This is a genomic window from Mycobacterium florentinum, assembly GCF_010730355.1.
Lineage (GTDB): Bacteria > Actinomycetota > Actinomycetes > Mycobacteriales > Mycobacteriaceae > Mycobacterium > Mycobacterium florentinum.
In genome coordinates this window covers 1,192,721-1,217,322 of the sequence record NZ_AP022576.1, presented here as the reverse complement: position 1 = coordinate 1,217,322, position 24,602 = coordinate 1,192,721, and the positions used below count along the sequence as shown (strand labels likewise).

Below are 24,602 nucleotides of genomic sequence, written 5' to 3'. Positions count from 1 at the left end.
CCGATACTGGAACGCATGGTTGAGGTCTCCGAGCACGTTTCCGAAGCCGCGCTGGCGCCGATCGGTGCCGTGCAGCGGACCCGGCTCGGTCGCGAGGCGACCGAGCCGATGCGCGCCGACATCAGGATGCTCGGCACCATCCTCGGCGACACCGTGCGCGAACAGAGCGGTGACGAGGTATTCGACTTGGTCGAACGCGCCCGCGTGGAATCCTTTCGGGTGCGTCGCTCGGAGATCGATCGGGCCGAGATCTCACACATGTTCGACGGCATCGACATTCATCTGGCGATCCCCATCATCCGGGCGTTCAGCCATTTCGCGCTGCTGGCCAACGTCGCCGAAGACATCCACCGCGAGCGCCGGCGCCATGTCCACGTCGACGCCGGGGAACCCCCGCAAGACAGCAGCCTGGCCGCCACCTACGCGAAACTGGATTCCGCGGAACTGGATTCGGCCACCGTGGCCGCGGCACTCAAGGGCGCGCTGGTTTCCCCGGTAATCACCGCCCACCCCACCGAGACCCGCCGGCGCACCGTGTTCGTCGCCCAGCACCGGATCACCGAACTGATGCGATTGCACGCCGAGGGCCACCGGGAGACCAGCGACGGCCGCAGCATCGAGCGCGAACTGCGCCGTCAGGTGCTCACGCTGTGGCAGACCGCGCTGATCCGGCTGCACCGGCTGCAGATCACCGACGAAATCGACGTCGGCCTGCGGTACTACCAGGCCGCGCTGTTCGAGGTGATCCCGCAGGTCAACGCCGAGGTCCGCGACGCGCTGCGCGCTCGCTGGCCCAATGCCGAGTTGCTTTGCGCGCCGATCCTGCAGCCGGGCTCGTGGATCGGCGGCGACCGCGACGGCAACCCGAACGTGACCGCCGCGGTGGTGCGGCGGGCCACCAGCAGCGCCGCGTTCACCGCGCTGGCGCATTACCTGTCCGAGCTCACCGATCTCGAGCAGGAGCTCTCGATGTCGGCGCGATTGATCAGTGTCACAACCGAGTTGGCGGAGCTGGAGCGCAGCTGCCCGGAACAGGCCAGGGCCGACGAGCCGTACCGGCGGGCGGTGCGGGTGATTCGCGGCCGGCTCAGCGCGACGGCCGCCCAGATCCTCGACGACGAACCGCAGCAGCTGCTCGACCTGGGCTTGGAACCGTATGCCACGCCGGACGAACTGCGGGCCGATCTCGACATCGTCGACGTCTCGTTGCGCACCCACGGCAGCGCGCTGCTGGCCGAGGATCGGCTGGGGTTGTTACGAGAAGGCGTGCACGTCTTCGGATTTCACCTCAGCGGCCTGGACATGCGGCAAAACTCCGACGTGCACGAGGAAGTGGTCGGCGAGCTGCTGGCCTGGGCCGGGGTGCATCCCGACTATCGTTCGCTGCCCGAAGACCAGCGCGTCGAACTCTTGGCCGACGAGCTGACCACCCGGCGCCCGCTGCTCAGCGACCGCGCCCGGTTATCGGAGCTGGCCCATAAGGAATTGAGCGTGGTCGAGGCGGCCGCGCACGCCGTCAAGCGCTACGGTCCGGCGGCGGTGCCCAACTACGTCATCTCGATGTGCCAGTCCGTCTCGGACGTCCTCGAGGCCGCGCTGCTGCTCAAGGAAACCGGACTGCTGGACGTCTCCGGGCCCGAACCCTATTGTCCGGTCGGCATTTCCCCGCTGTTCGAGACGATCGACGATCTGCACAACGGGGCCTCGATTCTGCACGCGATGCTAGAGCTCCCGATCTATCGAGCGGTGGTGGCCGCCCGCGGCGACAGCCAGGAGGTGATGCTCGGCTACTCCGATTCCAACAAGGACGGCGGCTATCTGACCGCCAACTGGGCGGTCTACCGGGCCGAGCTGGCGCTGGCCGAGGTGGCCCGCAAGACCGGAATTCGGTTGCGGCTCTTCCATGGCCGCGGCGGTACCGTCGGCCGCGGCGGCGGCCCCAGCTATCAGGCGATCCTCGCGCAGCCGCCCGGCGCCGTGAACGGCTCGCTGCGCCTGACCGAGCAGGGCGAGGTGATCGCGGCCAAGTACGCCGAACCGCTGCTGGCGCAACGGAATCTGGAAAGCCTGGTGGCGGCCACGCTGGAGTCGACGCTGCTGGACATGGAGGGCCTGGGCGACGCGGCCGAGCCGGCCTACGCGGTGCTCGAAGAGATCGCGTCGCTGGCACGCGACGCATACTCCGAATTAGTGCACGAGACACCGGGTTTCGTCGAGTACTTCAAGGCCTCCACGCCGGTCAGCGAGATCGGGTCGCTGAACATCGGCAGCCGTCCGGCGTCGCGCAAGCCCACCGAGTCGATCGCCGACCTGCGCGCCATCCCGTGGGTGCTGGCCTGGAGCCAGTCGCGGGTCATGCTGCCCGGGTGGTACGGCACCGGGTCGGCATTCGAGCAGTGGATCGCCGCCGGCGACGAACAGGAGCGGGTCGCGGTCCTGCGCGAACTGTACCGGCGGTGGCCGTTCTTCCGCGGCGTGCTGTCCAACATGGCGCAGGTGCTGGCCAAGAGTGACCTGGGCCTGGCGGCGCGGTACGCGGAATTGGTCGCCGATGAATCGTTGCGGCACAGGGTGTTCGACAAGATCGCCGACGAGCACCAGCGCACGATCGCGATGCACAAGCTGATCACCGGTCAGGATGACCTGCTGGCCGACAACGCGGCGCTGGCGCGTTCGGTGTTCAACCGCTTCCCCTACCTGGAGCCGCTGAATCATCTTCAGGTGGAGTTGCTGCGGCGCTACCGCTCGGGCGACGACGACGAACTGGTGCAGCGGGGGATTCTGCTGACGATGAACGGGCTGGCCAGCGCGCTCAGGAACAGCGGCTGACGTAGTCGACCGGACACGGCCCGGCCGCCCGCGCCACACCGCCGATCTGCGCTCCGACGGGTTGCGGATGCGACGTCCACCGTGGCGTCATCTCGTACTCACGCACGAGGTGAGTCAGGGCCGCCGTCATGGCCGACAGCGAGAACGGCTGGGCCGGGCACGAATGTCTGCCGTGTCCGAACGCCGTCACCAGCATCGGCGACGGTAGTGCGTCCTTTTCGGTCAGGTGGTGGCGGGTCCATCGATCGGGATCCCAGTGCGCCAGCCCCGGCGCCGCCGAGGTGTTGAGCAGCGGCAGCAGGGTGGCTATGGTCCAGCCCGGCGGTACCTGATAGGTGATCGCGCCGGTGTCCAGCGAGACCGGCGCCAGCACGCTGCGCGACATGATCGAGCGTTGCGCGATGCGCGTCGACTCCAGCGCACAACTCTGGGTAAAGGCATTGTCGCCCAAACGAACTCGCTGCTGCTGGGTCGGGTGCTCGAGCAGGTCGACCAATGCCCAGCCCAACGCGGCGGCCAGGTTCGACATGGATGCGATGTGGATCAGCGCGACGTCGAACGCGATCCCGTGCAGCCGGGACGGCTGCGCCTCCGTCGACCAGGCGGCCACGATCCGGCCGAAGAGGTCATGGTCGCGGGTGTCGCCGTCGTCGAATCCGCGCACCGCGTCGCCGATGGCGTCGGCGATCTCGTCGAGCGCGGCCCGCTCGGCGCGCTTGTCCGATGCCGCCACCGCGGCCATCCGATCGGGGTGGACAAACGCGTCGGAGCCGTCCAGGGTGTCGAACGCGCGCACCAGACGTTCGAAGGTGTCGCCGTCGGTCGACCCGGGACCGGCCCACGACGCCAGCCCCATCCGGTGGCCGAGCCGTCGCATCAGGTCGAACACATCGACCGACCCCGCCGAGCCCAGCTCGAGCGCGGTCTGTTCGAGCGCCCGGTCCAGGTTGATCAGATAATTGGCCACGTCGCCGCGGCGAAACAGCATGTTCGGCAGGGTGCGCCGGCCGGCAAAGATGTCGTCGGGCAGCTTGCGCCGCAGCATCAGGTAGTCGGCGACGCCCTTGCTCGCGGTCTCCTCGGGCAGCGCGTAGAACGACTCGACGCCGGTGGGCGAGAACGTGAACAGATAGCGATCGTCGCCGCTGTGTACGGCGAACGTGTCGCCGTGTCGGGCGCGGGCGGCGGCGATCGCCGCGACGGCGTCGGTGACGGGGACGTCCCACGGCAGACCGGTGCCGTCGGCGTAGGGCGGTGCGGGCACCGGGTCGGCGCCGGTCACCATCTACCGCGCCGGACGGATCCGCAGCCGGTCCACCACACCGCGTACCGCGTGCTCGGTCATCGACAGCGGTGATATGACCGTCTCGCCCACACTCACGATGTAGTCGATGCGCTTGACGATCGACTCCACCGGCTCGACCACCGCGATGAGTCGTTTGGCGAGCTCGTCGAGGCTTTCCAGGGTTCCCTCCAGGTGGTCCAGGCCGCCCTCCAAGCGCTCGACCGTGCCGTTCAACCGGGTCAGGGAGCTGCTCAGCTCGTTCATGGTCTTGCCGAGGTTGTCGAGGACGTCCTCGACCTGCTCGACCGTCTTGTCGGCGTTCAGAGCCGCCTGAGTGAGCGTTTTGATCCGGTTTCGCTCAGGCCCGTTGCGCACCGTTCTGTCTGCCATGACGGTAATTATGACCGCGATGGAACCGGGGAAAACGTCTATGCATCGAATTGGATGTGAGCAGACCACACTGTGACGGCGGCCGGCGGGGCCGGCTGACCCGGGGCTGCGGGTGCGCGGTCACGCGGCGATTGGGTGATTATGCGGCCGGCTATGCCGACCGGAAGGCGGAGCGGGCCGGGCCCTAGTCCGGCTGCCCGGGCCGGGCGGGCAGTTTGGCGGCGGCGTCCTCGTCGAGCAGCCAGAGCGTCGTCTCGAGCCCGACCGCACCCGCGGCCGGTATGTCGACCGGCTGGGCGCCGCCGATGGCGGCGGCGGCCGCATCGCCCTTGGCGCTGCCGGAGACCATCAGCCACACCTCCCGGGATCGCCGGATCGCCGGGATCGTCAGGGTGATCCGCTGCGGCGGCGGCTTGGGGGAGTCGTCGACCGACACCACCATGCGGGCGGTCTCGCGCACCGCCGCGGTGTCGGGGAACAGCGAGTTGATGTGGCCCTCGGGGCCCATGCCGAGCAGGTGGACGTCGAAATTCGGTACCTGCTCGCCGGGTTCGGCGTTGGCCGCCAGCAGTTGTTCGTAGGCCAGTGCCGCGGCGGCGAGGTCGGTACCGAATTCGCCGTCGCTGGCGGCCATCGGGTGCACGTTGCTCGAGGGGATGTCGATGTGATCGAGCAGGGCCTCGCGGGCCTGCTTCTCGTTGCGCTCGCCGTCGGCTAACGGGACATAGCGTTCGTCGCCCCAGAAGAGATGAACCTTCGACCAGTCGACCTGGTCGGCCTGGGCCCGCAGATACTTCAGCAGGCCGATCCCGTTGCCGCCGCCGGTCAGCACGATCTGGGCGCGCCCGCGCGCCGCCACGGCGGCCCGGATGGTCTCGACCAGCCGGCGGCCCGCGGCCTCGACCAGGGTTGCACTGTCCGGGAAGACTTCAACGGTTGTGCTCACGCGTATTGCACCTTATCGATTCCTTCGAGCGCGCTGAAGTAGACCTCGTCGGGGTCCAAGCGACGCATGTCTTCGGCCAGGCATTCACGGGTTTCCCTGCGCGCCAACGGAACAAGTGCATCCGGTCGGCCGGTCCGGCTCAGGGTGGCCGTCGTTCCCTCTTGCGGCCTGCTCAGGGTGATCGTTTCGCTCTTGCGCACCAACTCGACCTTGAGTTCGCCGACCTCCCGGCGCACCGGCCCGTCGATCCGGCTGGCCAACCAGCCCGCCAGTACGTCGAGCGAGGGCTCGGTGCGCAGACCGGAAACCAGCGCCGATTCGATCTTCTCGTGCGGCTTCTGGTCGACCGCGGAGGTGAGCAAGGCCCGCCAGTAGGTGATCCGCGCCCAGGCCAGATCGGTGTCCCCGGCGGTATATCCGGGAAGCCTGCTCTTGATCACCGACAGCGGGTCGTCGGTGTTGGTCGCATCGGTGATGCGCCGAATCGCTAACTTGCCCAATGGATCCTGAGCGGGAACCGCTGGGGCGACATCGGGCCACCACACCACGACCGGGATGTCGGGAAGCAGGAAGGGAATGACGACGCTGGCCGAGTGACCCGACAACGGGCCGGACAGCCTGAGCACCACGACCTCTCCGGCGCCGGCGTCGCCACCGACTCGAACCTGGGCGTCCAGGCGGGCATCGCGACCGTCGGTATCGCCGGCCGCCACGACCAGGACCCGGCTCGGGTGTTCGTGGCTGGCGGCGTTGGCCGCCTCGATGGCCTCTTCGAGCAGAGTGTCGTTGTCCGACTTGATGATCAGCGTACCGACGCGGCCCATCATGACCACGCCGGCCTCCTCGCGCAGCGCATCCAGCTTCTTGTTGACCGCGGTGGTGGTGGTGTCGAGCAGATCAACGATCATTACGGCCGCCGCCATTCGCGGTCGGTCCGGTGCAGCATCTCATCGGCCGAGGCTGGGCCCCAGGTGCCCGACTCGTACGGGTCGGGTTTTCCGTCCGCTGCCCAATGAGCGAGGACGGGATCGAGTATCTGCCAAGCCAATTCGACCTCCTCGTTCACCGGGAACAGCGACGGCTCACCCAGCAGCACGTCCAGGATCAACCGTTCGTAGGCCTCGGGGGAGTCTTCGGCGAACGCCGAGCCGTAGGAGAAGTCCATGTTGACGTCGCGGACTTCCATCGCGCCCGGGACCTTCGAACCGAACCGCAGCGTGATGCCCTCGTCGGGCTGCACCCGGATCACCAGGGCGTTCTCGCCCAGCTCGTCGGTCATGGTGGCGTCGAAGGGCAGATGCGGGGCCCGTTTGAAGACCAGGGCGATCTCGGTCACCCTGCGGCCCAAGCGTTTTCCGGTACGCAGGTAGAACGGCACCCCGGCCCAGCGGCGGGTGTCCACTTCGAGCGTGATCGCCGCGAAGGTTTCGGTGGTGGAATCCTTCGAGAAACCGTCCTCGTCCAGCAGCCCCACCACCTCCTCGCCGCCCTGCCAGCCGGCCGCGTACTGACCGCGGCTGGTGGTCTGGTCGATCGGCTGGGCCAGTTGGGTGGCCGAGAGCACCTTGATCTTCTCGGCCTGCAACGCTTTCGCGTTGAAGCTGACCGGCTCCTCCATCGCGGTGAGTGCCAGCAGCTGCATCAGGTGGTTCTGGATGACATCGCGGGCCGCGCCGATGCCGTCGTAATATCCGGCGCGGCCGCCCAATCCGATGTCCTCGGCCATCGTGATCTGCACGTGGTCGACGTAGTGCGCGTTCCAGATCGGGTCCCAGAATTGATTGGCGAACCGCAGCGCCAAGATGTTCTGGACCGTCTCCTTGCCGAGATAGTGGTCGATGCGGAACACCGACTCCTCGGGGAAGACCGAGTTCACCACATGGTTGAGGTCGCACGCGCTCTTCAGGTCGTGGCCGAACGGCTTCTCGATGACGACCCGGCTCCATCGGTCTTCTTGGGGCCGCGCCAGCCCGGACTTGTGCAGCTGTTCGCACACCACCGGGAACGACTTCGGCGGAATCGCCAGATAGAACGCGTGATTGCCGCCGATGCCGCGCTCGGCGTCGAGCTTGTCGAGCGTCTCGGCCAGCCGTGCGAAGGCGGCATCGTCGTCGAAGGCGCCCGACACGAACCGCAGTCCCTCGGCCAGCCGCTCCCAGATGGCCTGCCGAAAGGGGGTGCGGCAGAACTGCTTGACGTCGTCGTGGATTACCTGGGCGAACGCGTCGTGATCCCAGTCGCGGCGGCCGAAGCCGACCAGCGAGAAGGTCGGAGGCAGTAACCCGCGGTTGGCCAGGTCGTAGACCGCGGGCACCACCTTTTTGTGCGCCAGGTCGCCGGTGACGCCGAAAAGCACCATGGCGCAGGGGCCGGCGATCCTGGGCAGCCGCTTATCGTCTTTGTCCCGCAATGGGTTACGCCATTGCGCGCCATCAGCGCCCGCCGTCATTTGGAAAGAGAGCTCAGCTGTTTCTGTGTCTCGCCGAGCAACTCAGTCCACGATTCGATGAACTTCTCCACGCCCTCGTTCTCCAGGACCACGAACACGTCGGCCACGTCGATCCCGACCGCCGACAGCTTGTCGAACACGCCCTGGGCCGCGTCGGCGGTGCCGGTGATCGTGTCGCCGGTGACGACACCGTGGTCGGCGACGGCGTCAATCGTCTTCTCCGGCATGGTGTTGACCGTGTTCGGCGCGACCAGCTCGGTGACATAAAGGGTGTCGGAGTAGTCCGGGTTCTTCACACCGGTCGATGCCCACAACGGGCGCTGCACCCGGGCGCCGTTGGCCTTGAGCGCCTCGAACCGCGCACCACCCTCGAAGATCTCCTGGTACGCCGCGTAGGCCAGCCGGGCGTTGGCGACACCGGCCTGGCCGCGCAGGCCGAGCGCCTCTTCGGAGCCGATCTTTTCCAGTCGCTTGTCGATCTCGGTGTCCACCCGGGACACGAAAAACGATGCCACCGAATGGATCTTGGACAGGTCGTGTCCCGCCTCGCGGGCCTTCTCCAGTCCCGCCAGGTAGGCGTCCATCACCTCTCGGTGCCGCTCCACGGAGAAGATCAACGTGACGTTGACCGAAATCCCTTCCGCCAGAACGGCGGTGATGGCCGGCAGGCCGGCCTTGGTAGCTGGGATCTTGATCAACAGGTTCGGCCGGTCGACGATCTTCCACAGCTCGACGGCCTGCGCGATCGTCTTCTCGGTTTCGTTGGCCAGTCGCGGGTCGACCTCGATGGACACCCGGCCGTCGATCCCATCGGAGGACTCCCATTGCGGCGCAAGCACATCGCATGCGGTGCGTACGTCGTCGGTGGTGATGGTGCGGATGGTGGCGTCCACGTCGGCACCCCGCTCGGCCAGCTCGGCGATCTGCGGGTCGTACGAGTCGCCGTCGGCGAACGCCTTCTGGAAGATCGACGGGTTGGTGGTCACTCCGACAATGCTCTTGGTGTCGATCAGCTCTTGCAGGTTGCCGGAGTTCAGCCGCTCCCGCGACAGGTCGTCAAGCCACACGGATACGCCGGCGGCGCTCAGCGCCGCAAGGTTCGGGTTCTGGGTCATCTGAATCAGCCTTTCTCAGTTGTCGACTACTTCTTCCGCGGCGGCAGCGACGGCCTCCGCGGTGAAGCCGAACTCACGGAACAATGTCTTGGCGTCGGCGGATGCGCCGTAGTGCTCGATCGAAACGATCTTTCCGGTGTCGCCGACCAGTTTGTGCCACGGTTGCGCGATGCCCGCCTCGACGGCCACCCGCGCCGAGACCGACGGCGGCAGCACGCTGTCGCGGTACTCGGCCGGCTGCGACTCGAACCATTCCACGCAGGGCATCGATACGACCCGCGCGATGATGTCCTTGTCCGCCAACAGCTTTGCGGCCTCTACCGCGAGCTGGACCTCGGAGCCGGTGCCGATCAGAACGACATCGGGCTCCTCGTCTCCGGCATCGCCCAGGACATAACCGCCGCGGGCGACTCCTTCGATATTGGTGCCTTCGAGCACCGGCACACCCTGCCGGGTGAGGATCAGCCCGATCGGACCGGTGCTGGAGCCGCGGGCGATGACCGTGCGCCACGCGTACGCGGTCTCGTTGGCATCCGCCGGGCGCACCACCGAGAGGTTCGGGATGGCCCGCAACGCCGCGAGGTGCTCGATCGGCTGGTGGGTCGGGCCGTCTTCGCCCAGACCGATGGAATCGTGCGTCCACACGTAGATGGGGTCGATGTCCATCAGCGACGCCAGTCGCACGGCGCCACGCATGTAGTCGGAGAACTGCAGGAAGGTGCCACCGTAGGCGCGGGTGGGCCCGTGCAGCACGATGCCGGACAGGATGGCGCCCATGGCATGCTCGCGAATCCCGAAGTGCAGGGTCCGGCCGTACCAGTCTGCGGTGTAGTCATCGGTCGAAATCGACGGTGGCCCAAATGATTTGACCCCATCCATGGTGGTGTTGTTGCTGCCCGCCAGGTCGGCCGAGCCGCCCCACAGCTCGGGCAGTTTCGCACCCAGTGCGGACAGCACCTTGCCGGAGGCCGCGCGGGTGGCCAGTTCCTTCGAGCCCGGTTCCCAGTACGGGATTTCGGCGTCCCAGCCGTCGGGAAGCTGCTGCGCGAGCAGCCGATCCAGCAGTGCCTTGCGCTCGGGTTCGCGCTGCGCCCACGCGTCGAAACCGATCTGCCAGCGGTCGTGGGCCTCTTTGCCGCGCGCCACCAGGCGCCGGGTGTGGGTGATGACCTCGTCGCGGACCTCGAAGTTCTTGTCGGGGTCGAATCCCAGAACCCGCTTGGTGGCGGCCACTTCCTCGTCGCCGAGAGCGGCGCCGTGCACCTTGCCGGTGTTCATCATGGTCGGCGCCGGGTAGCCGATGATGGTGCGCAGCGAGATGAACGACGGCTTGTCGGTGACGGCCTTCGCGTTGGCGATGGCCTCCTCGATACCGACGACGTTCTCGCCGCCTTCGACCTCTTGCACGTGCCAGCCGTAGGCGCGGTAGCGCGCGGCCGTGTCCTCGCACAACGCGATGTTGGTGTCGTCCTCGATCGAGATCTGGTTGTGGTCGTAGAACACGATCAGGTTGCCCAGCTGCTGGACGGCCGCCAGCGAGGACGCCTCGGAGGTCACGCCCTCCTCGATGTCCCCGTCGGAGGCGATCACGTAGATGAAGTGGTCGAACGGGCTTTCTCCGGGCGGGGTGTCGGGGTCGAACAGGCCCCGCTCGTAGCGCGATGCCATCGCCATCCCGACCGACGACGCCAGCCCCTGGCCCAGCGGGCCGGTGGTGATCTCAACACCCTTGGTGTGCCGGAACTCGGGGTGGCCGGGAGTCTTGGAGCCCCAGGTGCGCAGCGCCTCGATGTCGGACAGTTCGAGGCCGAACCCGCCGAGGTACAGCTGCAGGTACAGGGTCAGGCTGCTGTGCCCGGCCGACAGGACGAACCGGTCGCGGCCGAGCCAGTGCGGGTCGCTCGGGTCGTGGGTCATGGCGCGCTGGAACAGGGTGTAGGCCAACGGCGCCAGGCTCATCGCGGTCCCGGGGTGACCATTGCCGACCTTCTGCACCGCGTCGGCGGCCAGCACCCGCACGGTGTCGACGGCGGCCGAGTCGATCTCGGTCCAGTCGTCGGGGTGGTGCGCTCGGGTCAGTGTGGAGATCTCGTCGAGAGTGGTCACAGACTCATCCTTGGGGTGGCCGTAAGTCGTAGAGCAGATCAATCCTCACCCTAGTGCGGGAGTGGCCGCGTTTGCAGTGCGGGATCACGGGTATTCCCGGGCGCCTCGACGGATGTGACGGCCAGCCGTCTCAGAGCTTGCGCCCGGTGCCGCCGTCGGGAAACTCTGTGTGAATAGACCCTGGAGGCTGACCGTGGTGGCAACGCGGTCTACCATCGTGCGTAGTAGATCCTGCGCCCCGCTGCGACCCAAGGAGTAATTGCGTGAGCGTTCGCGGGCGCGTCGCGCCGAGCCGATTACGCGGCACGGTGCTGGCTTACCTGGCACTGACGAAGCCGCGCGTCATTGAGCTGCTGCTGGTCACCGCGATCCCCGCGATGCTGCTGGCACACCGCGGCCACGTCGATCCGCTGCTGATCCTCAACACGTTGATCGGCGGCATGCTGGCCGCGGGCGGGGCCAACACGCTGAACTGCGTGGCCGACGCCGACATCGACAAGCTGATGAAGCGGACCGCACGCCGGCCGCTGGCCCGCGCCGCGGTGCCCACCCGCAACGCCCTGGTGCTTGGTCTGGTGCTCACCGTCGGCTCGTTCTTCTGGCTCTGGGGGACGACGAACCTGCTGTCCGGGCTGCTCGCGATCGCCACGATCGCGTTCTACGTGTTCGTCTACACGTTGCTGCTCAAGCGCCGCACCTCGCAAAACGTCGTCTGGGGCGGCGCGGCCGGCTGCATGCCGGTGATGATCGGCTGGTCGGCGGTGACCGGCACCATCGGCTGGCCGGCGCTCGCGATGTTCGCGATCATCTTCTTCTGGACGCCGCCGCACACCTGGGCGCTGGCGATGCGGTACAAGGACGACTACAAGGCGGCCGGCGTCCCGATGCTTCCGGCCGTGGCGACCGAGCGTCAGGTCACCAAGCAGATCCTGATCTACACCTGGCTGACCGTGCTGGCGACCATGGTGCTGGCGCTGGCCGCCGGCTGGCTGTACACGGCGGTTGCCGTGGTGGCCGGCGTCTGGTTCCTGGCGATGGCCCATCAGCTGTACGCCGGGGTCCGGGCCGGCGAGCCGGTCAAGCCGCTGCGGCTGTTCCTGCAGTCGAACAACTACCTCGCGGTGGTGTTCTGCGCGCTGGCGGTCGACTCGGTGATCGCGTTGCCGACGCTGCTGTGACCCGGTCGGCTTAAATCACATCCGCCACTTCGGCACCGCCGAAGGGCCCACCACCGGGTTTCCCCATGCGATAGTGCATCCGATATCGCTTTCTGAAACCGCCATGCCCTTCTCCGCGTGAGGCCGGTGTGGCGGCTGTGACTTGTTTGTTGGGATCGGTAGCAAACCGGCGCCGGTGTACTGGGCGCGACCCATTCGCATAGCCAAAACCCATGCAGTGCAGAGGGCGCGGCTCAATACTGACTCTCAGCAGCAAAGCCTGCGGAAAAGGACTCGAGGCCATGGGACACCACCGCACCGTCAAGAAGGTGATCGCCGCGGCGCTGCTGTCGGGCGGTCTGGCGCTCTCCGATTTCGGCCTGAGCGCCGCCATCGCCGGGGCCCAACCCGGACCCATGCCGCTGGATGCCTGGCCCGGCTGTCCGAACGACCACCCGTCGGGGCCGTGCCACTGGTGTCCGGGGCAACCATTGCCGCCGACCGGCAATCACGTCACCAACCCGGTCGTGTGGGACAACAACATTTGCCACACCTACTACTACGTCTACTTCGGGCAAGGCAATGTGGCCCAAAACATTTGGGACGGCGAGAATCCGCCGCCGCCACCTCCACCGGCGCCGCCGGGTCTGATCAACAAGGACAACTGCCAGCAGATCCTCGGGATCTTCTGCCCCAAGGCCTGACGAATTCGCTTACGGCAGCAACACAATCGAGCCGGCGGTCTTGCGGCCCTGCAGGTCCTGATGGGCGCGAGTCGCTTCGGCCAGCGGATAGCGATGCCCCACTTCGATGTTGATTGCTCCGCTGGCCACCGCCTCGAACAATTCGTCGGCGCGCCAGCTGAACTCCTGGCCGGTCCGCATGAAGTGCGCCAGCGTCGGGCGGGTCAGGAACACCGAGCCGGCGGCGTTGAGGCGCTGCGGATCCACCGGCGGCACGGGTCCGCTGGCGGCGCCGAACAGCGCCAGGGTCCCGCGGATGGCCAGGCCGGCCAGGCTGGCGTCGAACGTGGTGGCGCCGACGCCGTCGTACACCGCCGCCACACCGCCGCCTCCGGTGAGCTCACGAATCTGCTGGCCGAATTGCGCGGCGTCGTCGGGGTAGGACAGCACCTCGTCGGCACCGGCCTTCTTGGACAGCGCGGCCTTTTCGGGTGTGGAGACGGTAGTGATGACCCGGACGCCGAGCAGGTGTGCCCATTGGGTCAGGATCAATCCGACGCCGCCGGCCCCCGCGTGCACCAGCACCGCGTCGCCGGCCTGCACCGGATACACCGACTTGAGCAGGTAGTGCGCGGTCAGACCCTTCAGCAGCACCGAGGCAGCCACCTCGGAGCTGACACCGTCGGGCACCTTGGCGGTCAACTGTGCTGGCGCAGTGGCGAATTCAGCGTAGGCGCCGGACGCCGCCGCGGAGACCACCCGGTCGCCGACCCGAAAGCCGTCGACCCCGTCGCCCAGGGCCGCGACGGTGCCACACACCTCGGAACCGGGGATGAACGGCACCTCGCACGGGTACTGCCCGGATCGGAAATACGTATCAATGAAGTTGACGCCGACGGCCTCGGCCTTGATCAGCAGCTCGCCGTGGCCCGGCGAGGGTTGTGATGTGTCGACGTAGCGCAGGACCTCGGGGCCGCCAGTTTCACTGACTTCGATTGCGTGCATGTGGATATCATGCCCGGGCATGAAGCTTGCCCGCCCGGACGTCTTTCACCCCCGCATTGTGCTGGCCGGATGTCCCCGGCATCCCGACGATGCCGGGTTGGTTCCCGCGCTGCGCCGGCGCGGTCTGCACGCTCGCTGGCTGTCCTGGGATGACCCGGAAACCGTCGGCGCCGACCTCGTGATTCTGCGCGATGCTGCGGATGCCGCCGACCGGCGCGACGAGTTTCTGGCCTGGACCACCCGCGTCAAGAATCTGCTGAATCCGCCCGCCGTGGTCGCCTGGAATCTCGGTGCGCACTACCTGGATGACATCGAGAAAGCCGGTGTGCCAACGCAGCCGGGCGCGGCGCAGTCGGTGTTGATCTTTCTCGGCGGGCGGCAGTCGCACGCTTGGCCGGCCGAGCCCGACTTCGAGGTGTGGGAGCTGGGTTGCGCCGCGATCGCGTCGGCCGCGCAACGCGCCGGGGTCGGCCCCGGCGACCTGCTCTATGCCCGCGTCGACATCAACGGGGAGCGGGTCGCGGGGCTCGATCTGATCGCGCCGTCGCTGGGCTGGCGGCGGCTGGATTCGGGCGCCCGGGAGCTGGCCCAGCGTGAGTTCGCGCTGGCCGTGGAATCAGCCTGCGAGCGGCTCGGGCTCGGCCCGTTGTCGCATCGACGCCCATAGCGCCGCGGTCGCGGCCGTGCACGCCGCGGCGCCCGCGACGTGGACGGCGACCAGGGCGGCCGGGACGCCGGTGAAGTATTGCGTGGTGCCGACCGCGGCCTGGGCGCACACCAGCGCCAGCAGCACGCCCAGCCGCGCCATGATGGCTCGCGTCGCGCCGACCGCCCACAGGCCGAAGGCCAACCCGACCAGCAGTGCGAGATAAACCTCGAGCAGCGACGAATGCATGTGCACCAGCGTGGTGATCTCGACTCTCAGCCGGGGCACCGTGCGGCTCGGGCTGCGGTCGCCGGCATGCGGGCCGGCCGCGGTCACCAGCGTGCCGGTGACCAGCACCACCGCCAAGTTCACCCCGGTCAGCGCCGTGAGCAGGCGCAGCGGCCTGGCCACCAGCTCGTGCACCACGCCGTCATCCGGCTCGCCGACCTTGACGTACAGCAGCACCGACAGCCACACCATCGTCATCGACACCAGCAGGTGAATCGCCACCGTCCACCACAGCAACCCGGTGCGCACCGTGATGCCGCCGATCACCGCCTGCACCACCGTCGACACCGGCATCAGCCACGCGTAGGCCAGCACCTCGGCCCGGCGGCGGGCCCGGTAGACCGCCAGCACGGCCAGCGCCGCGGTGACCACGACCGCGAGGCTGAACATCCGGTTGCCGAACTCGACGGCCTGATGTACCCGCGGCACCTCGGCGACCGCCACCGGGACGAAACTGCCCGGGAAACACTGCGGCCAGGTCGGGCAGCCCAGTCCCGACGCGGTGACCCGCACGATCGAGCCGGTGACGGCGATCCCGCCCTGAGAGACGATCACGGTGGCGGCGATGATCCGCTGGACGCGCAGGCTGGGGTCGGGAAGCAGGTCCACCAACCGCATCAGCACTCGTCTGGCCACCGCCCGATCGTAGGCCAACGAAAACTACGGCCTGTAGTACGGGATCGTCAGGTGAAGCGGAACCAGCGCAGCGCGCCGAGCGCGGCCACCGCGCCCCACACCGCCAGGACGACGACGCCGAACCAGTCGACCGACAGCGTCATCGCCTGCGTCAGCGCCTCGGTCAGCGCGCCGGACGGCGTCAGCCGGGCCGCCCACTTGACGGCCGTGGGGATCAAATTGGTTTCGAGGGTCAGCGCACCGAGCCCGGCGAAAACGAACCACATCAGGTTGGCGACGGCGAGCACGATCTCGGCGCGCAGCGTGCCACCGAGCAGCAGGCCGAGCGCCGTGAAGGCGGCGGTGCCCAGCGCGATGACCGCCGCGCCCAGCGCAAGGGCCAGTGGCGCCGGTCGCCAGCCCAGCGCAAAACCGATGGCGCCCAAGATGATTGCTTGCAAGAACACCACGGTTATCACGGCCAGGGACTTGCCGGCGATGATGCCCCAGACCGGAAGTGGGGTGGCCCCAAGGCGTTTGAGCGCACCGTAGCGCCGGTCGAACGCGATGGCGATCGCCTGCCCGGTGAATGCCGTCGAGATCAGCGCCAGCGCCATGATGGCCGGCACGAACGTCGCGGCGCGGTTGTGGCCGAACGAGCCGAACGGCAGCAGCGTCAATCCGACCAGCAGCGTGATCGGGATGAACATGGTGAGCAGCAGCTGTTCGCCGTTGCGCAGCAACAGCTTCAGCTCCAGCCCGAATTGGGCGCCAAGCATTTTCGGCACGGCGCTGGGACGCGGATCGGGGGTGAAGGTGCCCGGGGGAAACGCGGGGCTGTTGGTGTCGGTCACGATCGCAACTTCCTGCCGGTGAGCTCCAGGAACACGTCTTCGAGGCTGCGCTGCTCGACGCGCATATCGGTTGCCAACACGTCGATTTGGGCGCACCACGCCGTCACTGTCGCCAGCACCTGCGGGTCGACAGGACCCTCGACCAGATACTCGCCCGGCGTCACCTCGGTGGCCTTGTAATCCTCCGGCAGTGCAGAAGCCAACAGCGACAAGTCAAGTCGCGGCGGCGCGGTGAACCGCACCTGGTCTTTCGCGCCGGAGCGCATCAACTCCGCCGGGGTGCCCTCCGCCACGGTCGCCCCGCGGTCGATGATGACGATCCGGTCGGCGAGCTCCTCGGCCTCCTTGAGCTGGTGGGTGGTGAGCACCACCGTCACACCGTCGCGGCGCAGCGCGTCGATCAGTTCCCACACCAGCAGCCGCGCATGCGCGTCCATGCCGGCGGTGGGCTCGTCGAGGAACACCAGTTCGGGACGCCCGACCAGCGCGCAGGCCAGCGCGAGCCGTTGCTGCTGCCCGCCGGAGAGCCGCCGGTAGGTGGTCCGGGCCGCGTCGGTCAGGCCCAGGGTGGACAGCAGCCACTGCGGGTCCAGCGGGTCCGCGGCGTAGGAGGCCACCAGATTGAGCATTTCGCCGGCGCGGGCCGCCGGGTAGCCCCCGCCGCCCTGCAGCATCACCCCGATGCGCGCGCGCAGCCGGGCGTTGTCGGCGACCGGGTTCAGCCCCAGCACCTCGATCGTGCCGGCGTCCGGGCGTACGAAGCCCTCGCACATCTCGACCGTCGTCGTCTTGCCGGCGCCGTTGGGGCCCAACAGGGCCAGCACCTCGGCGGCGCGCACGTCGAGATCGAGATCGGACACAGCCGTAGTCGAGCCGTACTGCTTACTCACCCCGCGCAGCCGCACCACTATCTCGGGGGCTTGGGGGTCTAAGGGGCCCGAACTCACGTCGAGTCAGCGTAGGCGTCGGGCGCCGACGTCGGTCGCGGGGTCGGCGCGGTCGACGGGGCCCCGCCGGTGGGCGCCCCGTTCGTTTCGGGACCGTCCGCCGGTGGGGACTGCAGCGGTCGCCAGGGCAGCCGGGTGTAGGTCAGCGCGACCAGCACGGCCATCACGGCGGCGCTGGCCAGGGTGGCATCCAGGATCTGGAACAGCGCAAAGCGGTCGCCGTTGGCCGTCGGCCCGAAGATACCCACGACGAGGGTGACGACGATCACCGTCTCGCGGAAGCCGGTGCGGGTCGCCCAGCAGGCCAGCGGAATGATCGCCCACAGCAGATACCAGGGCTGCACGACGGGAAACAGCAGCACGCAGATGCCCAGCGCGACGCCGAGGCCACCGATCGGGTGCAGCCGGCCGCGGAACACCGCGAACAGCAGCCAGCTGACCAGCACCATGATGATCAGCACGCCGATGAAGCGGGTCAGCGCCAGCACGGCGGTGGTGTGATCGCCCAGTCCCAGCAGAATCCCCACCTGCCCGGTGGCCAGCGCCAGCAGCGTCGGTGGCGACATCCAGCTGCGCACGACGTTGGCGGTGCCGAGGGTGAACATCCAGCCGAACCCGAGTCCGCTGGCCCAGCCCACCAGGCCCATCACCGCCAGCGACAACGACCCGATCCCGCCGCCGGCCAGCAGCAGCGCCCGCAGGTTGCCGCCGCGGCGGTAGGCCAGCGCCGTCGTGACGAAGCCCAGCGCGAGCAGCGAGGGCAGCTTCACCTGCGAGGACAGCGTGATCAGGATCGAGCCGGCCAGCAGCATCCCCAGCGGTTCCCAGTCGGGACCCAGCCGGCGCCACGAGGTGGGCCACAGCCGCGGCGAATCGATGCCGCGCAGCGCGAATTCGGCGCCGGTCAGCATCAACCCGAGCATCAGCGCCTCGTTGTGGATGCCGGCGACCAGGTGCATCAGCAGCAGGGGATTGGCGACGCCCAGCCACAGCGCGCTGACCTCGGCGACGCCGCAGCGCCGGGCCAGCCGCGGCACCGCCCACACGATCATCGCCACCCCGGCCAGCACCACCAAGCGGTGGCAGAGCACCGCGGCGACGATGTTCTCGCCGGTCAGCGCCGAGATGCCGCGCCCGATCCACAAGAACAGCGGGCCGTAGGGCGCCGGCGTCTCCCGCCATACGCTGGGCACCGACAGGGTGAACACATGGCCGAGACCGAGCCCGGACGCGGGACCGACCTGGTAGGGGTCGAGACCCTCGAGTGAGATCTGGCTCTGCGCCAGATAGGAGTAGACGTCCTTGCTGTACATCGGTGGCGCGATCAGCAGCGGCAACATCCACAGCATCAGCGTGCGATCCAGCTCGCCGCGCGACATCTGCCGCTTGCCCAGTGCGAATCGGCCCAGCATCAACCAGGCGAGCGCCATCATGACCGCCCCGACAGTGGTCATGGTCAGCGACACCGTCTGGATCCGGGACGGCAGGTTCAACAGCCGGACGCCGAAGGTGGGGTCCTGCACGACGGGCCGGGCCCCGGCACCCAGGGCGCCGATCCCCATCAGGACCGTTCCGGTGGCGCCGAACAGGCGGGTGCGCCGCAGTGCGGTGAGTTCGGTCTCATTAAGCGGTGAGCCCACGGGCTTCTCGTCGCCGTGCAACGCAGCGATCGACGAGCTCAGAGTGTGGTGGCGCACTGCCATCAGTGCAGCGTAGCGACATGTCGGCAAGCCGCGGCCCGGTGCTCGCCGTGGGGTCGGCGCGACGCGGCACTGAGGGCAGCCTTGCTAGACCGATTTCCGGAATTGCGTCACACTGGTGTTGTGAAAATCCGGACCGCCGAGGAAGCCGTTGCCGCGCCCGTAACCGGCGCCGCGGCTCCTGCTGTGCTGCCGGATGGTCACACCCGCCGCGCCATCGTGCGACTGCTGCTGGAATCCGGGTCGATCACCGTCAGTGAGATCTGTGACCGGCTGGGTCTGGCGGCCGCCGGCGTGCGGCGTCACCTCGACGCGATGATCGAAGCGGGCGACGCCGAATCGGCGCCTGCGGCGACATGGCAGCAGGCCGGACGCGGGCGCCCCGCCAAGCGTTTCCGGTTGACGGCGGCCGGCCGGGCCAAGCTCGACCACGCCTACGACGACCTGGCGGCCGCGGCGATGCGCCAACTGCGCGAGATCGGCGGACAGGGCGCGGTGCAGACGTTCGCCCGGCGCCGGATCGACACGATCCTGGCCGATGTCGAGCCGGCCGACAGTGCCGACGACGCCGACGTCGAGGCCGCCGCCGAGCGGCTGGCCGGTGCGTTGACCAAGGCCGGCTACGTCGCCACCACAACTCGGGTGGGCCCGCCGCTGCACGGCGTGCAGATCTGCCAGCACCACTGCCCGGTATCGCATGTCGCCGAGGAGTTCCCGGAGCTGTGCGAGGCCGAGCGGGAAGCGATGGCCGAGGTACTCGGCACTCATGTGCAGCGGTTGGCGACGATCGTCAACGGCGATTGCGCCTGTACCACCCATGTGCCGCTCGCACCGGTTGCGAGCAAGGCAGCAAGCAAGACCTAGCATCAAGCGGCGCCCAGCCCGCGCCGGCACCGTACGAGCACCAAAGGAGCGTCCGAATGACACTCACGCCAGAGGCAACCACCCCGGTTACCGCAGCGCCGTTGACCCAGGAGCAGGCGATCGCTTCCCTGGGCAAGTACGGCTACGGCTGGTCGGACTCCGACGTCGCGGGTGCCTCGGCCCAGCGCGGCCTGTCCGAGGCCGTCGTGCGTGACATCTCGGCGAAGAAGAGCGAGCCGGAGTGGATGCTCAACATCCGGCTCAAGGCGCTGCGCACCTTCGACAAGAAGCCGATGCCGAACTGGGGCTCGAACCTGGAGGGCATCCACTTCGACAACATCAAGTACTTTGTGCGCTCCACCGAGAAGCAGGCCGCCACGTGGGACGACCTGCCCGCCGACATCAAGAACACCTACGACAAGCTCGGGATCCCCGAGGCGGAGAAGCAACGCCTGGTCTCGGGCGTTGCGGCTCAGTACGAGTCCGAGGTGGTCTACCACCAGATCCGTGAGGACCTGGAAGCACAGGGCGTCATCTTCCTCGACACCGACAGCGGCCTGCGGGAACACCCGGAGATCTTCAAGAAGTACTTCGGCAGCGTGATCCCGGCCGGCGACAACAAGTTCTCCGCGCTGAATACCGCTGTGTGGTCGGGTGGTTCGTTCATCTATGTGCCGCCGGGCGTGCACGTCGATATCCCGCTGCAGGCCTACTTCCGGATCAACACCGAGAACATGGGCCAGTTCGAGCGCACGCTGATCATCGTCGACGAGGGTGCCTACGTGCACTACGTCGAGGGCTGTACCGCGCCGATCTACAAGAGCGACTCGCTGCACTCCGCGGTGGTCGAGATCATCGTGAAGCCCGGTGGCCGTTGCCGTTACACGACCATTCAGAACTGGTCGAACAACGTCTACAACCTGGTCACCAAGCGGGCCCGGGCCGAAGCGGGCGCCACCATGGAGTGGGTCGACGGCAACATCGGGTCGAAGGTGACGATGAAGTACCCGGCGGTCTGGATGACCGGCGAGTACGCCAAGGGCGAGGTGCTGTCGGTGGCGTTCGCCGGCGAGGGCCAGCACCAGGACACCGGCGCCAAGATGCTGCACCTGGCGCCCAACACGTCGAGCAACATCGTCTCCAAGTCGGTGGCACGCGGAGGTGGCCGCGCGTCCTACCGCGGCCTGGTGCAGGTGAACAAGGGTGCCCACGGATCGCGCTCCAGCGTGAAATGCGATGCGCTGCTTGTCGATACGATCAGCCGCAGCGACACCTATCCGTATGTCGACATCCGCGAGGACGACGTCACGATGGGTCACGAGGCCACCGTGTCCAAGGTCAGCGAGGACCAGCTGTTCTACCTGATGAGCCGCGGCATGACCGAGGACGAGGCGATGGCGATGGTCGTGCGCGGCTTCGTCGAGCCCATCGCCAAGGAACTGCCGATGGAATACGCACTGGAGCTCAATCGGCTGATCGAGCTGCAGATGGAAGGTGCTGTCGGATAGTGGTTCAGAATCTCACTGAAGCTGCCGAAGGGATCATCAAGAACAAGGGCGAGCAGTTCAGTTCGTTTGATGTCGACGCCTTCGAGGTGCCCGGCGGCCGCGACGAGCTGTGGCGATTCACCCCGCTGAAGCGGTTGCGCGGCCTGCACGACGGCTCGGCCGTCGCCAACGGCAAGGCCACGATCACGGTCGGCGAACAGCCCGGCGTGCGGACCGAAACCGTGCGCCGCGGCGACGAGCGGCTGGGTCAGGGCGGCGTCCCCGCCGACCGTGTTGCGGCCCAAGCATTCTCGTCGTTCAACTCCGCGACGGTGGTGACCGTGGCGCGCGACACCGAGGTCGCCAAGCCGATCGAGATCGCCGTCACCGGGCCGGGCGAGGGTGCGGTCGCCTACGGCCACCTGCAGATCCGCGTCGAAGAACTCGCCCGCGCCATCGTCGTCGTCGACCTGCGCGGCAGCGGCACCTACGCCGACAACGTCGAGATCATCGTCGGCGATGCGGCCGCCCTCGGGGTGATCTGGATCGCCGACTGGGCCGACGACATGGTCCACGTCAGCGCGCATCACGCACGGCTGGGCAAGGATTCGGTGCTCGGCCACGTCAACGTGACGCTCGGCGGCGACCTGGTTCGCACCTCGACGACGGTGCGTTTCACCGCCCCGGGCGGCGACGCGCAGCTGCTCGGCACCTACTTCGCCGACGACGGCCAGCACTTCGAATCCCGGTTGCTCGTCGACCACGCGTACCCCAACTGCCGCTCGGACGTGTTGTACAAGGGTGCGCTGCAAGGCGATCCGGACTCCAAGCGGCCCGACGCCCACACGGTATGGATCGGCGATGTACTGATCCGCGCGGAGGCCACCGGCACCGACACGTATGAGGCGAACCGCAATCTGGTGCTGACCGACGGTGCCCGCGCCGACTCGGTGCCCAATCTCGAAATTGAGACGGGTGAGATCGTCGGCGCCGGACACGCAAGTGCCACGGGAAGATTCGACGACGAGCAGGTGTTCTATCTACGTGCTCGCGGCATCCCAGAAGACCAGGCCCGCAGGCTGATCGTGCGTGGCTTTTTCGCCGAGATCATCCAGAAGATCGCCGTGGCTTCCGTGCGGGATCGGCTGACCGAGGCCATCGAACACGAACTTGAGTTAACCGAAGGAATCAAGAACTGATGACCACGCTCGAAGTCAAGGATCTGCACGTCAGCGTCTCGCCCGCCAATGAGGCCGAGGCCATCGGAATCCTCAAAGGTGTTGATCTCACCGTGAAGTCGGGGGAGACGCACGCGCTGATGGGCCCGAACGGGTCCGGCAAGTCCACCCTGTCCTACGCGATCGCCGGGCACCCGAAATACGAGGTGACGTCCGGCTCGATCACGCTGGACGGCACCGACGTGCTGGCGATGAGCGTCGACGAACGGGCGCGGGCCGGCTTGTTCCTCGCCATGCAATACCCGATCGAGGTGCCCGGGGTGTCTATGTCGAACTTCCTGCGCACCGCCGCTGCGGCCGTGCGCGGTGAGGCACCGAAGCTGCGGCACTGGGTCAAGGAAGTCAAGGGCGCGATGGACGATCTCGGGATCGATCCGGCGTTCTCCGAACGCAGTGTGAACGAAGGCTTTTCCGGCGGTGAGAAGAAGCGCCACGAGATCCTGCAGCTGTCGCTGCTCAAGCCCAAGATCGCGATCCTCGACGAGACCGACTCCGGGCTGGACGTCGACGCGCTGCGGGTGGTCAGCGAGGGCGTGAACCGCTACGCCGAAGCCGAGCACGGCGGTGTCCTGCTGATCACCCACTACACCCGAATCCTGCGCTACATCCAGCCGCAGTTCGTGCACGTTTTCGTCGGCGGGCGCATCGTCGAGGCCGGCGGCCCCGAACTGGCCGACGAGCTCGAAGAGCATGGCTACGAGCGCTTCACACAATCGGCTGCCACGGGGGCGTAACGATGTCGGCCTCCGTGACTCCACTGGATCTCGCGGCGATCCGTGCTGATTTCCCGATCCTGAAGCGCATCATGCGCAGCGGAAACCAGTTGGCGTACCTGGATTCCGGCGCGACGTCGCAGCGCCCGTTGCAGGTGCTCGACGCCGAACGGGAATTCCTGCTGACGTCCAACGGCGCGGTGCACCGCGGCGCGCACCAGTTGATGGAAGAGGCCACCGACGCCTACGAGCAGGGCCGGGCCGACATCGCGGCATTCGTCGGTGCCGACGCGCAAGAGCTGATCTTCACCAAGAACGCCACCGAATCGCTGAACCTGGTGTCCTATGTGCTGGGCGACACGCGATTCGAAGGCGCGGTCGGTCCGGGCGACGTCATCGTCATCACCGAGCTCGAACACCACGCCAACCTGGTTCCGTGGCAGGAACTGGCTCGGCGCACCGGGGCGACGTTGCGCTGGTACGGCCTGACCGACGACGGACGCATCGACCTGGACTCGCTGGAACTCGATGAGCGCGTCAAAGTGGTTGCCTTCAGCCATCACTCGAATGTGACCGGCGCGGTGGCCCCGGTGGACGACCTGGTCGCCCGGGCCAAGGCGGTGGGCGCGCTGACCGTGCTGGACGCCTGCCAGTCGGTGCCGCACCAGCCGGTCGATTTCCATGCCCTCGGCGTCGACTTCGGCGCCTTTTCCGGGCACAAAATGCTGGGCCCCAACGGAATCGGGGTGCTTTACGGCCGCTGTGAGTTGCTCGAGGCGCTGCCGCCGTTTCTCACCGGTGGTTCGATGATCGAGACGGTCACGATGGAAGGCACGACGTATGCGGCGCCCCCGCAGCGGTTCGAGGCCGGCACCCCGATGACCTCTCAGGTCGTCGGATTGGCCGCCGCCGCACGCTATCTCGGGGCCCTCGGCATGGACGCCGTCGAAGCCCACGAGCACGAGCTGGTGGCCGCGGCCCTCGATGGCCTGTCCGGTATCGACGCCGTGCGCATCGTCGGACCGACGTCGATGGAAAACCGTGGCTCCCCAGTCGCATTCGTCGTCGACGGTGTGCACGCGCATGACGTCGGGCAGGTGCTCGACGACGAGGGCGTCGCGGTGCGGGTCGGCCATCACTGCGCGCTGCCGCTGCACCGCCGGTTCGGTGTGGCCGCCACGGCGCGGGCGTCGTTCGCGGTGTACAACACCGCCGACGAGGTCGAACGGCTGGTGGCCGGGGTGCGCCGGGCCGTCGAATTCTTCGGTGGAGCGTGACCCGTGCG

The 24,602-nt window shown here is 67.8% G+C and carries 21 protein-coding genes; 9 read left to right on the top strand and 12 right to left on the bottom strand.

The genetic code is table 11. The features are described from left to right. Positions 1–15 precede the first annotated feature (15 nt). On the top strand, positions 16–2,829 hold the full coding sequence (gene ppc / locus G6N55_RS05605; RefSeq protein WP_085221794.1) for a phosphoenolpyruvate carboxylase: 2,814 nt from the start codon (positions 16–18) through the stop codon (positions 2,827–2,829). On the opposite strand, the gene G6N55_RS05600 is transcribed toward ppc, so the two are convergent. From G6N55_RS05600 to tkt, 7 genes are all read right to left on the bottom strand, one after another. Then, positions 2,813–4,114 carry a cytochrome P450 gene (locus G6N55_RS05600; RefSeq protein WP_232078929.1) on the bottom strand — a complete coding sequence of 434 codons (1,302 nt, stop codon included), beginning with the start codon at positions 4,112–4,114 and terminating at the stop codon, positions 2,813–2,815. The two genes, ppc and G6N55_RS05600, sit on opposite strands and share 17 nt — an antisense overlap. Continuing rightward, on the bottom strand, positions 4,115–4,513 hold the full coding sequence (locus G6N55_RS05595; protein WP_085221872.1) for an ATPase: 399 nt from the start codon (positions 4,511–4,513) through the stop codon (positions 4,115–4,117). 175 nt (positions 4,514–4,688) lie between these two features. Further along, entirely contained in the window at positions 4,689–5,450 is a 762-nt protein-coding gene (gene pgl / locus G6N55_RS05590; RefSeq protein ID WP_085221795.1) for a 6-phosphogluconolactonase, read from the bottom strand. Beyond that, on the bottom strand, positions 5,447–6,358 hold the full coding sequence (gene opcA / locus G6N55_RS05585) for a glucose-6-phosphate dehydrogenase assembly protein OpcA (protein ID WP_085221873.1): 912 nt from the start codon (positions 6,356–6,358) through the stop codon (positions 5,447–5,449). Before opcA ends, pgl begins: the two co-directional genes overlap by 4 nt. After that, positions 6,358–7,899: a glucose-6-phosphate dehydrogenase gene (gene zwf, locus G6N55_RS05580; protein ID WP_085221796.1), complete on the bottom strand. Its 1,542-nt coding sequence runs from the start codon at positions 7,897–7,899 to the stop codon at positions 6,358–6,360. Before zwf ends, opcA begins: the two co-directional genes overlap by 1 nt. Continuing rightward, complete coding sequence (tal, locus tag G6N55_RS05575; RefSeq protein WP_085221797.1) at positions 7,896–9,014, bottom strand: transaldolase; 1,119 nt, start codon at positions 9,012–9,014, stop codon at positions 7,896–7,898. Before tal ends, zwf begins: the two co-directional genes overlap by 4 nt. A 15-nt stretch (positions 9,015–9,029) precedes the next feature. Further along, entirely contained in the window at positions 9,030–11,120 is a 2,091-nt protein-coding gene (tkt, locus tag G6N55_RS05570) for a transketolase (protein ID WP_085221798.1), read from the bottom strand. 263 nt (positions 11,121–11,383) lie between these two features. On the opposite strand from tkt, the gene G6N55_RS05565 reads away from it, so the two are divergent. Both G6N55_RS05565 and G6N55_RS05560 read left to right on the top strand, forming a co-directional pair. Next, positions 11,384–12,298 (top strand): heme o synthase, encoded by a 915-nt coding sequence (locus G6N55_RS05565; RefSeq protein WP_085221799.1) that lies wholly within the window; start codon positions 11,384–11,386, stop codon positions 12,296–12,298. A 281-nt stretch (positions 12,299–12,579) separates the two neighbouring features. Beyond that, positions 12,580–12,981 carry a hypothetical protein gene (locus G6N55_RS05560; protein WP_232078928.1) on the top strand — a complete coding sequence of 134 codons (402 nt, stop codon included), beginning with the start codon at positions 12,580–12,582 and terminating at the stop codon, positions 12,979–12,981. A 9-nt stretch (positions 12,982–12,990) separates the two neighbouring features. Here G6N55_RS05560 and G6N55_RS05555 read toward each other — a convergent pair whose 3' ends face one another. Then, positions 12,991–13,965 carry a quinone oxidoreductase family protein gene (locus G6N55_RS05555; protein WP_085221800.1) on the bottom strand — a complete coding sequence of 325 codons (975 nt, stop codon included), beginning with the start codon at positions 13,963–13,965 and terminating at the stop codon, positions 12,991–12,993. Positions 13,966–13,984: 19 nt separating this feature from the next. Between G6N55_RS05555 and G6N55_RS05550 the strand changes: the two genes are divergently transcribed. Continuing rightward, positions 13,985–14,632 (top strand): hypothetical protein, encoded by a 648-nt coding sequence (locus tag G6N55_RS05550; protein WP_085221801.1) that lies wholly within the window; start codon positions 13,985–13,987, stop codon positions 14,630–14,632. Here G6N55_RS05550 and G6N55_RS05545 read toward each other — a convergent pair. From G6N55_RS05545 to mptB, 4 genes are read right to left on the bottom strand one after another with little or no spacing between them, the layout of a single operon-like run. Beyond that, complete coding sequence (locus G6N55_RS05545; protein ID WP_372517563.1) at positions 14,582–15,553, bottom strand: COX15/CtaA family protein; 972 nt, start codon at positions 15,551–15,553, stop codon at positions 14,582–14,584. The two genes, G6N55_RS05550 and G6N55_RS05545, sit on opposite strands and share 51 nt — an antisense overlap. Positions 15,554–15,582: 29 nt before the next feature. Then, on the bottom strand, positions 15,583–16,368 hold the full coding sequence (locus G6N55_RS05540) for an ABC transporter permease (protein WP_085221802.1): 786 nt from the start codon (positions 16,366–16,368) through the stop codon (positions 15,583–15,585). Further along, the gene (locus G6N55_RS05535) at positions 16,365–17,315 is read right to left on the bottom strand and encodes an ABC transporter ATP-binding protein (RefSeq protein WP_085221803.1); all 951 of its coding nucleotides are present in this window, start codon (positions 17,313–17,315) and stop codon (positions 16,365–16,367) included. Before G6N55_RS05535 ends, G6N55_RS05540 begins: the two co-directional genes overlap by 4 nt. Next, positions 17,312–19,018, bottom strand: coding sequence for a polyprenol phosphomannose-dependent alpha 1,6 mannosyltransferase MptB (mptB, locus tag G6N55_RS05530; protein ID WP_085221804.1), 1,707 nt, complete (start codon positions 19,016–19,018; stop codon positions 17,312–17,314). Before mptB ends, G6N55_RS05535 begins: the two co-directional genes overlap by 4 nt. A gap of 69 nt (positions 19,019–19,087) precedes the next feature. Here mptB and G6N55_RS05525 point away from each other — a divergent pair, with 69 nt between their 5' ends. Genes G6N55_RS05525 through G6N55_RS05505 form a run of 5 tightly spaced genes read left to right on the top strand, consistent with a single transcriptional unit; the run spans position 19,088 to position 24,594 of the window. Continuing rightward, positions 19,088–19,879, top strand: a complete 792-nt coding sequence (locus G6N55_RS05525) for a helix-turn-helix transcriptional regulator (protein ID WP_139826810.1) — start codon at positions 19,088–19,090, stop codon at positions 19,877–19,879. Between the two features lie 56 nt (positions 19,880–19,935). After that, positions 19,936–21,387 (top strand): Fe-S cluster assembly protein SufB, encoded by a 1,452-nt coding sequence (gene sufB / locus G6N55_RS05520; RefSeq protein WP_085221806.1) that lies wholly within the window; start codon positions 19,936–19,938, stop codon positions 21,385–21,387. Continuing rightward, positions 21,387–22,565, top strand: a complete 1,179-nt coding sequence (gene sufD, locus G6N55_RS05515; protein WP_085221807.1) for a Fe-S cluster assembly protein SufD — start codon at positions 21,387–21,389, stop codon at positions 22,563–22,565. Before sufB ends, sufD begins: the two co-directional genes overlap by 1 nt. Further along, the gene (gene sufC, locus G6N55_RS05510; protein WP_036468658.1) at positions 22,565–23,338 is read left to right on the top strand and encodes a Fe-S cluster assembly ATPase SufC; all 774 of its coding nucleotides are present in this window, start codon (positions 22,565–22,567) and stop codon (positions 23,336–23,338) included. The genes sufD and sufC overlap by 1 nt, the downstream gene beginning before the upstream one ends. Before the next feature lie 2 nt (positions 23,339–23,340). Next, positions 23,341–24,594: a cysteine desulfurase gene (locus G6N55_RS05505; protein ID WP_085221808.1), complete on the top strand. Its 1,254-nt coding sequence runs from the start codon at positions 23,341–23,343 to the stop codon at positions 24,592–24,594. Positions 24,595–24,602: the final 8 nt, after the last annotated feature.

Bases quoted from the DNA above. Each gene is read 5' to 3' on its own strand.
- ppc (WP_085221794.1), top strand. From the start codon at position 16: ATGGTTGAGGTCTCCGAGCACGTTTCCGAAGCCGCGCTGGCGCCGATC.
- G6N55_RS05600 (WP_232078929.1), bottom strand. From the start codon at position 4,114: ATGGTGACCGGCGCCGACCCGGTGCCCGCACCGCCCTACGCCGACGGC.
- opcA (WP_085221873.1), bottom strand. From the start codon at position 6,358: ATGATCGTTGATCTGCTCGACACCACCACCACCGCGGTCAACAAGAAG.
- zwf (WP_085221796.1), bottom strand. From the start codon at position 7,899: ATGACGGCGGGCGCTGATGGCGCGCAATGGCGTAACCCATTGCGGGAC.
- tal (WP_085221797.1), bottom strand. From the start codon at position 9,014: ATGACCCAGAACCCGAACCTTGCGGCGCTGAGCGCCGCCGGCGTATCC.
- G6N55_RS05560 (WP_232078928.1), top strand. From the start codon at position 12,580: ATGGGACACCACCGCACCGTCAAGAAGGTGATCGCCGCGGCGCTGCTG.
- G6N55_RS05555 (WP_085221800.1), bottom strand. From the start codon at position 13,965: ATGCACGCAATCGAAGTCAGTGAAACTGGCGGCCCCGAGGTCCTGCGC.
- G6N55_RS05550 (WP_085221801.1), top strand. From the start codon at position 13,985: ATGAAGCTTGCCCGCCCGGACGTCTTTCACCCCCGCATTGTGCTGGCC.
- mptB (WP_085221804.1), bottom strand. From the start codon at position 19,018: ATGGCAGTGCGCCACCACACTCTGAGCTCGTCGATCGCTGCGTTGCAC.
- sufB (WP_085221806.1), top strand. From the start codon at position 19,936: ATGACACTCACGCCAGAGGCAACCACCCCGGTTACCGCAGCGCCGTTG.
- sufC (WP_036468658.1), top strand. From the start codon at position 22,565: ATGACCACGCTCGAAGTCAAGGATCTGCACGTCAGCGTCTCGCCCGCC.
- G6N55_RS05505 (WP_085221808.1), top strand. From the start codon at position 23,341: ATGTCGGCCTCCGTGACTCCACTGGATCTCGCGGCGATCCGTGCTGAT.